The sequence below is a fragment of the Adhaeribacter rhizoryzae genome, from assembly GCF_008629685.1.
Lineage (GTDB): Bacteria > Bacteroidota > Bacteroidia > Cytophagales > Hymenobacteraceae > Adhaeribacter > Adhaeribacter rhizoryzae.
Genome location: NZ_VWSF01000002.1, coordinates 1 through 14,450, shown reverse-complemented (window position 1 = coordinate 14,450; position 14,450 = coordinate 1). Strand labels below are relative to the sequence as shown.

Genomic DNA, 14,450 nt, shown 5'->3' with positions numbered 1-14,450 from the left:
ATTAAAACATAACGAATGAGATCTTTGGTTCGTGTGGGATTAAGACCTTCCCGTAATGCCCGTTTATCTTTTGGGGTACAATTAATGCTGGTTTTTTTCTGGATTATCAGCGCGCTTTTTATGCTTTTTGGGGATAACCCCACCAACGACAATAACTTTTTGTATTACCTGTTTCTGATTCTGGCGCTGGGCTACCTTTGCTATATTTTATCGCAGAACACCTCCGTATTTGGCACCCAGGCTTATTTTGAGATCACGCCCGATTATATTGTGCAGAAGCAAGGCCATTTCCGGAAGAAAATAGTTATTCCGCTGGCCGAAATAGCTGCCATGCATATTGCTACCTTCGCACTGAAACTAACCATGAAAAATGGCGAGCGCCACTTGCTGGATTTAAAATTAATTCGCCGGCGGCGCAACTTAAAGCTTATTAAAGAGCAACTGCACAACATGGCCCTAAAGTTTGATATTGAACTGACGGAAGGCCCTAATAACCGGCATTAATCTTAATAATTAAATACCTGATTCAGCAACTGCCTGAATAAGTAAAATATTACGTTATTTTATTAAAAACACAAACCCGACTGATAAATATTGGCCGGGTTTCTGTTTTTAATCAAGAATAAGCTGGCTTATACCTTATCCAACATTCTGCTTCAATATTATTACTTATTACAGCTACGAGTTAAGTTTATAAAGAAGGTAAAAAGGGCACTTTCTTTTACCACAATTATTTAACCAGCTAACGCTCCTACAATTAATCTATTACGCAAATTTCTACGTATAGTCATCGGCAAGCGGCAATTAATATATTAAATTTTTACTATAGATAGTCCTGTACTATTAAATATTTGCTAACAAAATACTTGTTTCGTAAAATATTTTGTGATTACATTTATCCAGAATTATATTAAATCTTTATTTTTCACTAAACCGAGAAATCATATATGTAAAAACGAAAATTTACTTCTCCCCCCTTAAATCTTAATTACATTAAAGCTCCCCGGCAGCCCCGCTTTTTCGGTCTGTCCTGGTTGTTATGCCCGTACCGGTGTGAACAACATTTTTACCTATTGTTATTTTTTAAATTTCAGAGTTAATCGCAAACAAATTAAAAAATGAAAAATCCTTTACCAAAGGTTAAATTTTCGATGGTGGCACCAGCAGGGCAATCAGAGAAAAGTAAAATTTTAAAATGTGTTTTTGCTTTCCTATTTCTTCTTTTTGCTTCTTCCGCTGCATTTGCGCAGAAACAAGTATCGGGCCGGGTTACTGCTGCTTCTGATAATTCAGCGCTACCGGGCGTAACAGTGGTGGTAAAAGGCACCAATACGGGTACTTCTACCGACCCTGATGGCAGATATTCAATTGAAATACCCGCCGGGCAAGATGTGCTTACCTTTACTTTTGTTGGCTATACCGCCCAAGATGTTGCGGTAGGTAACCGGACAACGGTAAACGTAACTTTAAGGGAAGATGCCAAAGCCTTGGAAGAGGTAGTTGTGGTTGGTTATGGAACGCAACGCCGCGAAGAAGTAACCGCTGCCGTAGCTAACGTAACGCAAGAAGAGTTCCGGCAATCGGGTGCCCGTAATGCGTTAGATTTAGTACAAGGAAAAGTAGCCGGACTGGTTATTACCAGAAGTAGTTCTAACCCTAATACAGGGGTTGCCATTCAATTAAGAGGAGTTGGTTCTATAAATGGCGGTAACAGCCCTTTGGTTGTAATTGATGGTATTCCGGGCGGTAACCTGGATTTGCTGCAACAAGACGATATAGAATCTATAAGTGTTTTAAAAGATGGTTCGGCAGCCGCTATTTACGGTACCCGGGCTAATGGTGGGGTAATATTAGTTACCACCAAGAAAGGTAAAGCCGGCAAGGCGCAGTTCGATTATAATACCTATTTCAGAAAAGAATACGAAAGAGATCGGCCTGATTTTATGACGGCGGAACAATGGCGGGCCAGAGTTGCCGATAAAATTTGGAACAGACCAGATCTGGGTGCCAGTACAGATTGGTACGGGTTGCTGCTTAATAAGAAAAATCTAACTCAAAATCATAACCTGGCGCTATCGGGCGGAGGCGAAAATACAACTTACCGCGCCAGTATTTTTTACCAGGATTTGCAAGGAATAGCCCGCGAAAACGAGCGTAAACAATACGGCGGACGTATTAGTATTAACCACACTGGCTTCCAGGATCGTTTATCTGCTCAAATAAACTTAGCCACTAACTTTAACAATGCCAATTTGCTTGGCGGTGGTGGCTGGGAAAGTTCTCTGCAAAGAAACCCTACCCAATCGCTTTACAACCAAGATGGAACTTACTTTTTTGAACCAACCACCACCAACCAGGTGGCCAGGTTAGCCCAAGAAACAAATAAACGGCAACAGCAAACCAGTTCTGCCGATGCGAAGTTTTCTTTAGAAACCTTAAAAAACTTAAGAGCATCGGTATTTTTGGCAGTACAGCGCAATAACATTTTAGACGGTGCCTACCGGCTGTTAGCCTCTGAATCTTCTTTGGAAAACGGTGATGCCCCAGGAGGAGGTTATGCTTCCAGAAGTACTTCTTTAAGCAATAACTACACCTTTGAACCCACTATTGATTATAACACCACCATAGCGGGTAACCATTCCTTAAATGCGGTAGTGGGCTATAGTTATCAGTATTTTGTTAATGAGGGATTCGATGGTAATAATCGCGGCTTTGTAAACGATATTTTCCAGGAAAATAACTTAGGCACCGGTAGCCAATTGCGACTCGGAAAATCGGGATTAGGAAGCTTTAAAAACGATAATAAATTAATTGCTTTTTTCGGAAGAGCCAATTATTCCTTTAATAATAAATATTTATTGTCTTTGATTCTGCGGCGTGAGGGCACTTCGCGTTTTGGGGCCAATAACAAGTGGGGTAATTTCCCGGCGGTTTCGGTAGGTTGGAATATTACCAACGAAGACTTTATGGATGCAGTTACTTTCATAGACAATCTGAAATTCAGAGCAGGTTATGGTGTTACCGGTAACCAGGAAATTGGCAATTACAATTCGTTGGTAACGTTAGGTGGCGGCGGTTCTTATCTTTTCCCGGATGGTATTTACCGCGAAACGTATGGCCCTACCCGGAACCCAAATCCTGATTTAAAATGGGAAGAAAAACACGAAATAAACGTTGGTCTGGACTTTAGCCTCCTGAATAACCGTTTAGGTGGTTCCATTGATGTATTTCAGCGCCGGATTGTGGATTTACTAGGGAATTACCAATCGCAACAACCGCCATTTGTCTTAGATAATATTAATGCGAATGTAGGCACCTTGGTTGGTAAAGGAATAGAGCTGACCTTGAATGCCCAAGCTATGAAAGTACAGGATTTTACCTGGAACGTTGATTTAATAGGAAGTACTGCCAGTTCCAGATTAGAGTCTTTTTCTAACGACGTGTACAAAGCGCAGGAAAGAACATTTGGGGGTATTCCGGGCCCGGGCGCTATGGGCGATGCTATTTTAACCCGTGAGGGCGGTAAAATAGGAGAATTTGTGGGCAAGCGTTTTGCCGGTTTCGATGACAAAGGAAATTGGCTTTTCTACAAACGGGATGGTTCTAAGGTACCGGCTAATCAAATAAACCGGTCAGTAGATCCCAATGTAACCGACCTGGCTGTAATTGGCAATGCGGTTCCTAAGTACTTTGCCTCCTTAACCAACGACTTTCGTTATAAAAACTTAGGCTTGCGGGTATTTCTCAGAGGCCGGTTTGGCTACGATATTCTAAATGCCCAGGCAATTCAATATGGTAATACTGTGGCTGGTACCAACGTACTCAATAGTGCCTTTGGCAAGTATGCCGAACTAGCTGGTCAATCGCTCCAATATTCTGATTATTTTATAGAAAAAGGCGATCATTTAAAAGTAGACGAAGTTACCTTAAGCTATGACTTTAAATTAAACACATCGTATGTGCGCAACTTACGGGTTTATGCTACCGGGGCAAACTTAGCTACCATCACGGGTTATACCGGCACCGACCCTGATTATATAGGTGTTACCGGTCTTGGCCCAGGCATCCAGGGTTTAGATATTTATCCTAATACCAGATCATTCCTAATCGGACTTAGCGTAGGTTTTTAAAGATTAAATAAATGAAGCGTATACATAAATTAGTAAAAATAGCGGCGTTGGTACTGCCTTTTATGGCAATAAATGCCTGTACTGATCTGGAAGAGACTCTTTACGATCAAATTGAGGATAGTAACTTCTATAACAACAAAAATGAAGTAATATCGGCGGTGTTAAGGCCTTATACCCACGCCAATGCCTGGAGTTCACCTGGCCAGGACGGTTACTGGCGGTTAAACGAACTTTCAGCTGATCAGTTAGCGTGGCCCACTAAAGGACGCCATGGCTTTGATGGAGGTAACTGGATACGGTTGCATTACCACGAATGGACACCCGATGACGGTACTATTAACGGCGCCTGGCGGCTAATGTGGTGGGGCATGGGTTTGTGTACCAGCCCCATTGAAAATATAGAGGCAAAAAGTATTGCCAGTATGGGTATTACGCAAGCTGAAAAAGATGCTTATATAGCCGAATTAAAGCTATTAAGAGCGTATCATTACCTTAAAATAATGGATTTGTGGGGCAATGTGCCTATTGTAACTAAAGTTGGAGAGCCCATTAGTCCCCCTACTCAGTCGCGCACAGAGGTATTTAATTTTATTGAGAAAGAGATAAAAGATAATATTGATAAGGCCCCAATTTTATCGAGGGAAATGCATGGCCGGATGAGCCAGGCGGGTGGTTATGCAATGCTGGTAGAATTATACCTGAATGCCGAAGTATGGACAGGCACCGCCAGGTGGGATGATGCTATTGCGGCCGCTGATAAGCTAATTTCGGGCGCCGCTGGCGGCATAAGCGGGCCTGCTGCTTTAGACCCCAATATTACCGATACCTATAAACCTACCAATCACACGTCTAAAGAAATTCTATTTGGCATTGCTTACGATTTTCAGAAGGGCAGTTTTGCGCCGCAATGGCCAGGAGATTTCTTTTATTTCAACCAGCGCGACATTTACGGCGGCGGCCGTAACGGAAACGATGGGGTAGTAGTTATTCCGGGCGTTTATACTACTTTCGCGGATAACGACTTACGAAAAAAAGAGTGGATATTAGAAGGGCCGCAGTTCCGCTTTAGCGATCCTACCAAACCAGTGCTTGCTTCGGGCGGCAATGAGTACGATGGACAACCCCTGGTGTTTGTAGATAATATCAGAAGAAATAAAACCCTGCAACCCGGCCAGGACCCAAATACCCTGGAAACCAATATGAACACGGGAGAAGAAAACAGCGGCGTACGGTTTAATAAATATAAATTAGGTGATTTGGCTCATCCAAGTTATAATAGTACCGACTGGGTTTTATATCGTCTTTCGTGGGTTTATTTTGCTAAAGCCGAAGCCATAATGCGTAAAAATGGCGGCAATGCTACTGCCGAGGCCGTTCAGTTAATTAATACGGTTAAAAGCCGGGCTTTTGCCCCCGCAGATTGGGCAACTGTGCAATATACTACCGCAACTTTAACCCTAGACGAACTATTAGCCGAAAGAGGCCGGGAGTTTATTTTTGAAGGCTGGCGCCGGCAAGACTTAATCCGGTTTGGTAAATTTGCCACTGCTTCCTGGTGGGATCACAAACCAAGTGCTAAATTCAGAGAATTATATCCTGTTCCAAGACGACAAACTATTCTGAATACTAATTTGAAGCAGAACAGTGGTTATGAAGGATTATAATTAGTAATTATTACTTAATAAAAAGGCTCCGTTATAGTAATATTTCGGAGCCTTTTTATTATGGTTTTTATCCGGCTTTCTTTATTGCTGCTGCCTGCCTTTTCCCTGCTGTCTTTACGATATTACCTGGTTCCTGGGGTGGCTGGAAAGAAAGCTATCCAACATTTATAAATACTTTAGATGCAGGTTTGCGGGCCGGAACCTACACAGCCAATACCTGGGTAAAACTTACCGGTAAAACGTTGCCTGAACTGTGGCAAAACTATGCACAAGACCCAACTTTGTAACCTTAATTAAAGCTTATATTACAACCTATTTGTTAAACAACCATTCGGTACCTTTTCATTAGCTAGATGAAGAAACACTTTATATTCTTGTGTTTATTATTAAATCAATTGTGTATAACCCAAAGTTATGCCTACCCAAAGCCGCCCGTTATAACAAACTTACAGCAATGGCTGGCCCAGGATCGTAATTTACGGCCAGACTTAGCCGACCAAGCATTTGCCAGGCGGCCGCTAACCCGTAAACAGGCTGCGCTTGCCACCAAATTATTACTCCAGGACCAGCGTAATTACATTAAAAATACCTGGGCAGCGGCCTGGGAACAAAAAGAATTTAAATCGGGACCTTACCAGTTTAAGTACGAGTATAAGGTATTTGGCAAAAAGCCGCAGGATGGCCGGAGCTTGTATATTTCGCTGCACGGCGGTGGCGGCACTACTGCCGCAATAAACGACCAACAATGGCGGAACCAAATTAAATTATACACCCCGGCAGAAGGCATTTACGTTGCCCCGCGTGCCCCCACCAACACCTGGAACATGTGGCACCAGGATCATATTGATGTTTTTTTGAATCAGCTTATTCAGGCGGCCATTGTTTTTGAGGATGTGAACCCCAATAAGGTGTATGTTTTGGGCTATTCGGCAGGTGGCGACGGCGTATTTCAGTTGGCCCCCAGAATGGCCGATTATTGGGCAGCGGCGGCCATGATGGCGGGGCACCCCGGCGATGCCACCGCATTAAACCTGCGCAATATTGGATTTACGATTCACATGGGCGGAAAAGATGCAGCCTATAAACGAAACGATCTGGCAAAAGAATGGGCAATATTACTCGATAGTTTAAAACAAACCGACCCGAAAGGTTTTGCCCATGAAGTCCAGATTCACCAAGATCGGCCACATTGGATGAACCGGCAAGACACTGTAGCCATTACCTGGATGGCCAAATTTAAACGCAATCCGTTGCCGCAGAAAGTGGTCTGGCAACAGGACGATGTGGTGAAAGACAGATTTTACTGGCTGGGTGTCCCGGCTTCAGAGGCTAAAGCAGGGCGGCAACTAATTGCTACTTTAGAAAAGAATGAAGTTAATATTTTAAAAACGGACTACGATACGGTGCTTGTAAATTTAAATGATGCCATGCTAAATTTAAACAAACCCATAAGCGTGCGTTGGGAAGGTGAAGAAATATTTAAGGGCAAGGTTAAAAGAAATTTATTACTAATTTGGCAATCTGTGGAAGGCCGGAGTGATGAAAACTTAATATTTAATGCCCAATTGTTCCTCAGCAACAAAAAGGTTATTTCAACCGCGTTATCAGAATAAGCCTTTGGTTTTAATAAAAAAGGTAAGCCCCTACTTTTGCTGTAAAGCATCCAAAATCAGGGGCTTACCCAGCAGAACTCCTGCCAATATTTTAAATTAAAAAGGGCGCTTACTTTAAGAAAGCCAGAAACAAAATCCGGAGGCTTACCAATATTACAATTACACCTACCAAAATCATCAGCGATTTAACGGGTAAGCGCTTCGATAAATTAGCCGCAATGGGCGCCGCAATAACGCCTCCTACAATCAGGCCGGCAATTATTTGCCAGAAACTAATACCAATCATGGCAAAAAAGGTAAGCGAACTGGCAAAAGCAATAAAAAACTCGGCCAGATTAACCGAGCCAATGGCAAAACGCGGCGAACGGCCACCCGCAATCAGGCTCGATGAAACAACCGGTCCCCAGCCACCGCCGCCCACAGAATCCATGAAGCCCCCAAACAAAGCCAAAGGCGCAATGCGGCCGCTTTTTAATCTTTTCCGACGCGGCTTAAAAGCTTTTATAATAATTAATACACCCAAAACCAAGGTATAAACCGCTACCAAGGGTTTCATCAGGTAACTGTAAGTTTCGAGCGACGATAAAATATAGGCCCCCAGAATGGCTCCGGTAACTCCTGGCAGCAACAGCAACCGGAAAAGTTTTTTATTTACGTTTTTCAGTTTCAGGTGCATTAACCCGCTGGCACCGCTCGTAAATATTTCGGACATGTGTACGCTGGCACTGGCTGCCGCCGGCGGTACGCCAATGGTTAACAAAAAAGTAGTAGAGGTAAGTCCGTAGGCCATTCCCAAAGCTCCGTCTACCATTTGGGCCAGGAACCCGCCCAGCACATACAAAAGAAATACGCTGGTAATATTTTCGGCCATAAAATCGCCGGCCAGGGTTCCGGTAAATGGCTTAAATAACATTATAACCGCTAAAATAATTACAACCGCCAGAGCGGGTAAGTAAAAAAGAAAATCCGAAGTTTTCTTACGCTCCTGCGCTGCACCAAGTTTAATTACTTCGGGTAGTGGTTCAGGCAACGTAATTACCGTAACCTGTTCTTCAGAACTTTTAATTAAGCCAGCGTTTTCCTTTGTCATGTAAATATTATTTGGGGAGTTCAGCAGTATCTTTCTAAAATAGCGGGTATAAAAAACAAAAAGCCGCAACGCGTGGGTTTATAAAAATAGCCCAGTAAAACCAAGTCTAAAAGTAATAAATAATTGTATACTTTGTTAATAGACAAACTAGATTTATCAAAAAAATAAAAACCGGTAAAAAATAGCACCCTTAAAAATCAGCTTAAGTTAGCGCCACCTTTTACCGGTTATAGCTTATAAATTTGGCTGCGGCGTGGTGCGCAGGTAAGGCTTAATTACTTTATGGCCTTTCGGGAATTTCGCCGGAATATCTTCGTCTATTACCGCCGGTACAATAACGCAATCCTGCCCATTTTGCCAATCGGCGGGAGTAGCTACGCTGTAGTTAGCGGTTAGCTGCAACGAATCGATTACCCGTAATATTTCGGCAAAGTTGCGGCCGGTTGATGCCGGGTACGTCAGCTGCAATTTAATTTTTTTATCGGGCCCAATAATAAACACCGATCTTACGGTTGCTGTGTCGCTGGCATTCGGATGAATCATGTCGTACAGGTTCGCGATGGTTTTATCGGGGTCCGCAATCAGCGGGAAGTTTACGGTTGTATCCTGCGTTTCGTTGATATCCTGAATCCAGCCGGCATGCGAATCAAGCGGGTCTACGCTAATGGCTATTACTTTGGTGTTGCGTTTATCAAACTCACCTTTAATACGGGCTACTGCGCCCAATTCGGTGGTACAAACCGGGGTATAATCGCGGGGGTGCGAAAACAAAACGGCCCAGCCATCACCAATCCATTCGTGAAAATGGAGGGTTCCTTCTGAGGTTTCTGCGGTAAAATCCGGTGCTATATCGCCCAATCTTAATGTCATAACAGTATAGATTTAAAGGTTTCGAATATTTTTATAAACTTATAAAATATTCTGTTGAAAGTAAATATTAAAAATAGCCGCGAGCGGATTCGAACCGCTGTAGCAGGTTTTGCGGTTCTAAGCCTCTCCGCTCGGCCACTGCGGCTATTTTATTACCCAGCTAGTTTTTGCTTAGGGGTATTTAATCTTTGTTGTTGCTGCCAGATCGTAAATACATAATCTATGGGCTTAATATTTTCCAGAATTATACTTAACTCCTGTTCCAGGGCGGTTAAATCCGCTACTTTCAGATTAACCTTCAGAATATTTGATTCTAACTCGGCCCGGGAACGGTATTGCAAAAAATAACTCTTGCGCTGTAAAGTAGCCGTAAAAATATGAAAAGCCTCGCCGGAACCTGGTAACCGAAAAGAAAGCTCCTCGCCAAAATTTATACCGATTACGGCTGGCTCGGCTCCACCCAAACCGGAGCCCGTCTCAGGCTGTTGCAAGCGTTTGCGAATAAATTGCTCTAACGCTACCACGTTGCGCACCTGATTCCGGAACGAGATCTTCATATTTTCTATCTCTTTCAGGTGCAACCGCGTTATCACAATCGGCGTTACTGCCCGATGTTCTAGCGGATTACTTTCTGCCTCAGGTTCCGTGGCCCGGTTGCGGTTAAAAAATAATGGATTCTTGCTAAGAAAAGATTGATTATTTTGTACTAAGTTCATGTTGCTGCGATTAACTTATAAAAAATTGCTTTTAAATTACCGGCATCTCTTTATAAGTTAATGCCGGCTTTAGCCCTGCGGACTACACCTATCTTTGGTACACATTGTTTTCAGATTAAATATTTAAGATTTAGTATTTTATTTTTTCAGAAGACCATCTACGGTAATGGCCACATAATATAACCCGCCAATGGTAGGGCCGGCGGCGTATTGAATATAGCGCTGGTTAAAAATATTGGTACCTCCTAATTTTACCGAGGTTTTCAGTTCGGGTACCCGGTACGTTACTTGGGCATCAAAAGTGTGGTAAGCTGGAATGGTACCATTAGCCAACGTGCTTTCCCATAAGAAAGAATCCTGCCAGCGCCAAACCAAATTAAAGCCTACATTTTTAACTACTTCGCGGTTCGCAATAGATAAGTTAGTAGTCCATTTTGGGGTATTAAAACCGGTTACAAATATATCGGCTTGTTTATTCTCCGAAATATTGTTGTAGTTTACGTTACCGGCTACGGCAAATTTCTGGTAAAAATTATAGGTTAAGCCTAACGATGAGCCGTAATTATTATATTTGTTTTTAGCATTGGTATACACCCGGTAGCGGGTTTGCTGCGCCGAGCGGTTAGCCGCTAACGATGCAATAACCGCTTCATCGGTACCAACTTGCGCTTGCAAAGTAGGATTGGCTTTGGTGTACGGCACCGCTACTTCTACCTGGCCCAGAAAACCGTCGTACTCGTTCGCGTAAGCATCCACATCTAATATTAATTTATTATCGAGCCAGGTACCTTTATAGCCTACCTCAAACGAATTAATACGCTCGGGCCGGGTTGCCGATAAATTAGTGGCCTGTAGTAAAGCCCGATTTTTTAAAGCCGCTTCAGTGGCATTGGCGGCGGCGCCGTTGGCTACATCTTTGTTTACAGCCGCATTAAAAGTATTAATAGAAGCTTGGGTATAAGAATTATCTAGGTAATTCAGGCCTTCGTTAATATAGCTTAAGCCCCCTACCCGCCGCACGTTACCGTTATTTACGTAAGAAACCGCTTCAAAAAGCGCTGGGAACCGGAAACCGTTCTGGAAAGAAGCCCGGAAATTGTGGTTCTGGGCCACGGTATAAACCGCCGCAATTCTGGGGTTAGGCTTCGGGGCAAACTCCGGGTTGTAATCTAAGCGCAACGAGCCAAATAATTTAAGTTTATCGTCGAAGAAAGTTTTGGTAACCTGGGTAAAACCGCCAAACTTCTTGTAATATACATTATTGCCGCCGGGCTGGGTTCTTTCGGCGATTGGGCGCGAGAAATCCACAAAATTATTACCGTCCGGAATTACTTCGTATATCCGGGCATCTACGCCCACCAAAAAATTGGCAAATTTAATACGGTCGGTAAAATCCCATTGGGCTTCGGTGTGGTACAGGCGACTTTCCTGCTTTAACCAGGCACCGCCGGTAGCCGGCGCACCTGCTACTACTTTGGCATGATCCCAGTTGTTTATTTTCCGGATGGTATTTTTCAGGTTATCGAATTCCGGCGTGCCAGGCTCCACCCGATTTTTATCGGCTACCTCACGGGCCAGTTGCATGGCAGTAGCCAAATCAGTACCGTTGTTTAATTCAGTTTGTAAAGCACCTTTAAAGTTAGCGCCCCACTCGGCGTTAGAACCCCCGCTGGAAATTTCCAGATTGTCAACCATTGGCTTCAGGTTATAAGAATCGCCGGTATTTTCGATAGAAGCATAAGATCTAACGAAATAATTAGCACCTTTTAACTCGATGTGATGATTTTGTACCACCACATTATCTAGCTGCACTTTATTACCCCGCTGGAAAACGCCATCCATTTTACCAACCCGGTAGCCATACGACAGCTCCGCTTTTTCGCCTATCCGGTAATGCAAAGCCGCATCAAATTTTAAGTTATCTACATAAGGGCTCACCACATCTTTTTCCCAATAACCAGTTCTTCTTAAAATAAAGCTCTGATTAGGTTTGCCGTTGTAAATAATGCCACTAACGGTTACGGGGTTAGCACCGGCATCGTCGCCATATTTATTCCAGGCATCATAAGCCGGGTTATTGGCACCAGCCAGTTCCGGATACAAAGGGTTGGCCGTACTTAAATTATTGGGGTTCTGGTCGTTAGTAGAACTGCCGCGCCAGTCGGTGCCACGCATGTAGCTGCCGTTTACTTTAAAAGCCCATTTATCGTTAAAAGCTTTGGCGTAACGAATAGCGGTTTCGGTTAAAATGCTGGGGTCGTAGTCTTTGCCATCTACGTGGTTAATACCGGTTTTCTGGTAAACACTCAGTCCCTGGTGTAAAAACGGGCTTTTGGTAATCAGGTTAGCCATACCATTAATGGCGTTCATGCCGTACAAAGCCGAAGCCGCACCCGGCGTAATTTCTACGCTGGCAATATCTAACTCGGTGGGGCCGATGGCATTACCGAGTGGGACGCCTAAGGTAGCTGCCTGCATGTCAATGCCATCTACCAGTTGCATAAACCGGAAGTTGTTCGGAATATTAAAACCACGGGTATTGGGTACTTTAAACGTTAGGCTGGAGGTGGTCATCTGCACGCCTTTCACGTTTTCCAGGGCATCGTAGAAGCTGGGCGCTGCCGTTTCCCGGATAGCCCGAATATCCAGTTTCTCAATGGCTACCGGGGATTTCATTATACTTTCTTCTACCCGCGAGGCTGTTACCACTACCTCTTTGCCCAGGTACGTTTGGGTATTCAGGGCAATATTTACTTTAGCGCCTACGCCAGTAACCTGAAATTCCTGGGTCTCGAAACCAACTGAAGAAAATACCAGCGTAAACGGAAACCGTAGCCGGGTTTTAAAAAGAAACTCCCCGTTATTATTGGTAATGGTACCGGTTACGCCACCTTTAACATATACGCTTACGCCCGGCAACGGCACTTTCGATTCCTGATCGGTTACCTGCCCGGTTATTTGCACAATGCTGGTTTCCTGCGCTAAAACAACAAACAGGGGAAGAAATACGCCAATATATATAAGTAATAAAACTTTTTTCATGATTTAAATTGATTGGAACAAGAACGCCTCAATAATTACTTCTAAGCAAAATAGCAGCAACAACAACTTGTTAGACTGTTAGCGGCGGAGCAGGAATCTGAATGAGTGTTTAAAACAATCTTTTTCATGGTGTTAAATTATAACGAACTACTATTTACACAAAGTCTATAGATTATATAGACAAATATAAAAGAGTTTTTACGCAGCAACCAAATTTTGAGCTATAATATTTTTGATTTTATTTTTTATCTGCTCTGCGGCGCAGATACAAGCAAGCAGATCTATAATATTAAACTGCTAAAATATTAAGCTACAAGAGATTGGGAGCAAGGCTATTATTGCGCTTTTAAATAAAGCTAAGGCCGTGCCACTCGTCGCTGTCATTCAGAAGGAAACTTGTTCGCAGGTAGCCAATAAGATTCTTTTGGAAGTCATCGAACTCTGCGGAATGACCGAGGTAAGTGGGTATTCTTTAGAAAATATTAACTAGAAAGTTAATGTGCAATTTCAATTAGATAAGGGTATTATACCAACTCTTATTATCGTTATTCCAGAGGAAGGCTGAACAGTCATTATTTTAAGATTAAGGTTCTTTGTTGTCTATTTAGGATGATTTGGTATTGAGTGGTATTTTTTCGGCCTGTTTAGCTTTCGTTGGTGCGGCTTTTTTCATCTTGATGAGTTTAACCCTTCTGCCCTCCGGGCACCTTCCCTAAATTAGGGCTACGATTAGGACACAAATTTTTGGGCCAGGGTCCACCCGTGCAAGATATGCTGAAAGTAAAGCCAACCGCGCAAAAGGGTAATCACCCCCGCCTGCTTTTCGTGGGGTTTCCACCCGCCTAATCGGGCTATTATCCAGTAGCACCATTGTAAAGAGTCTTGGGGGTAAGGATTCCGCTGCTTGGCTGTTTTTCCTTCATAGCGTTTTTGTAAAGCCTGCATACAAGCGACTTCCTGCTGGGTAAAGCTTTCTGCCAGCGGCACGGCTTCTTTCTGTTTAGAAGCCAGGTGCAAGAGCATTATCTTGCTAGCGGCAAACAAAGCCAGCAGCGTGAGTTGCACTAAAGCTTTGCCGGTTTCTAAATCCAGCAGTTCCACCTGCAAGCCTTTCTGCTTTAACAGCCGGAAGACCTGCTCAATGTTCCAGCGTAAACTATACCAGTAGATTAGCTGCTGCGCCTGTTGTTGGGTTTGGACTACATGGGTCGTGAGCAAGCGCCAGTAAATGGGCGCTTTCCCGGCGGGTGCATCTATTTCCTTGGCTTCTACCACATACAGGGCTTTGCCCACGCCTTTCATAACTAACCCCACTTTTGCCCAGC

The 14,450-nt window shown here is 43.5% G+C and carries 9 protein-coding genes and 1 tRNA gene; 4 read left to right on the top strand and 6 right to left on the bottom strand.

Going from position 1 to position 14,450, the window contains the following annotated elements; genetic code table 11:
- Positions 1-15 precede the first annotated feature (15 nt).
- The 4 genes from F0145_RS03285 (at position 16) to F0145_RS03270 (ending at position 7,407) form a co-directional block, all read left to right on the top strand.
- The gene (locus tag F0145_RS03285; RefSeq protein ID WP_150086882.1) at positions 16-504 is read left to right on the top strand and encodes a hypothetical protein; all 489 of its coding nucleotides are present in this window, start codon (positions 16-18) and stop codon (positions 502-504) included.
- Between the two features lie 614 nt (positions 505-1,118).
- On the top strand, positions 1,119-4,130 hold the full coding sequence (locus tag F0145_RS03280; protein WP_223815793.1) for a SusC/RagA family TonB-linked outer membrane protein: 3,012 nt from the start codon (positions 1,119-1,121) through the stop codon (positions 4,128-4,130).
- An 11-nt stretch (positions 4,131-4,141) separates the two neighbouring features.
- On the top strand, positions 4,142-5,794 hold the full coding sequence (locus F0145_RS03275) for a RagB/SusD family nutrient uptake outer membrane protein (protein ID WP_150086880.1): 1,653 nt from the start codon (positions 4,142-4,144) through the stop codon (positions 5,792-5,794).
- Between the two features lie 353 nt (positions 5,795-6,147).
- Complete coding sequence (locus tag F0145_RS03270; RefSeq protein WP_150086878.1) at positions 6,148-7,407, top strand: alpha/beta hydrolase fold domain-containing protein; 1,260 nt, start codon at positions 6,148-6,150, stop codon at positions 7,405-7,407.
- A gap of 109 nt (positions 7,408-7,516) precedes the next feature.
- Here the strand turns inward: F0145_RS03270 and F0145_RS03265 are convergent, their stop codons facing one another.
- The 6 genes from F0145_RS03265 to F0145_RS03240 all read right to left on the bottom strand — a co-directional run.
- Positions 7,517-8,497, bottom strand: coding sequence for a sulfite exporter TauE/SafE family protein (locus F0145_RS03265; RefSeq protein WP_150086876.1), 981 nt, complete (start codon positions 8,495-8,497; stop codon positions 7,517-7,519).
- Positions 8,498-8,731: 234 nt separating this feature from the next.
- Complete coding sequence (locus F0145_RS03260) at positions 8,732-9,367, bottom strand: peroxiredoxin (RefSeq protein ID WP_150086874.1); 636 nt, start codon at positions 9,365-9,367, stop codon at positions 8,732-8,734.
- Positions 9,368-9,441: 74 nt separating this feature from the next.
- Positions 9,442-9,513 (bottom strand) — tRNA-OTHER (locus F0145_RS03255).
- A 6-nt stretch (positions 9,514-9,519) separates the two neighbouring features.
- Entirely contained in the window at positions 9,520-10,083 is a 564-nt protein-coding gene (locus F0145_RS03250) for a hypothetical protein (protein WP_150086872.1), read from the bottom strand.
- 138 nt (positions 10,084-10,221) lie between these two features.
- Positions 10,222-13,125 (bottom strand): TonB-dependent receptor, encoded by a 2,904-nt coding sequence (locus F0145_RS03245; RefSeq protein WP_150086870.1) that lies wholly within the window; start codon positions 13,123-13,125, stop codon positions 10,222-10,224.
- Positions 13,126-13,854: 729 nt separating this feature from the next.
- Positions 13,855-14,450, bottom strand: a 596-nt coding sequence (locus F0145_RS03240; protein ID WP_150086868.1) for a transposase, incomplete at its 5' end; no start/stop codon positions are given.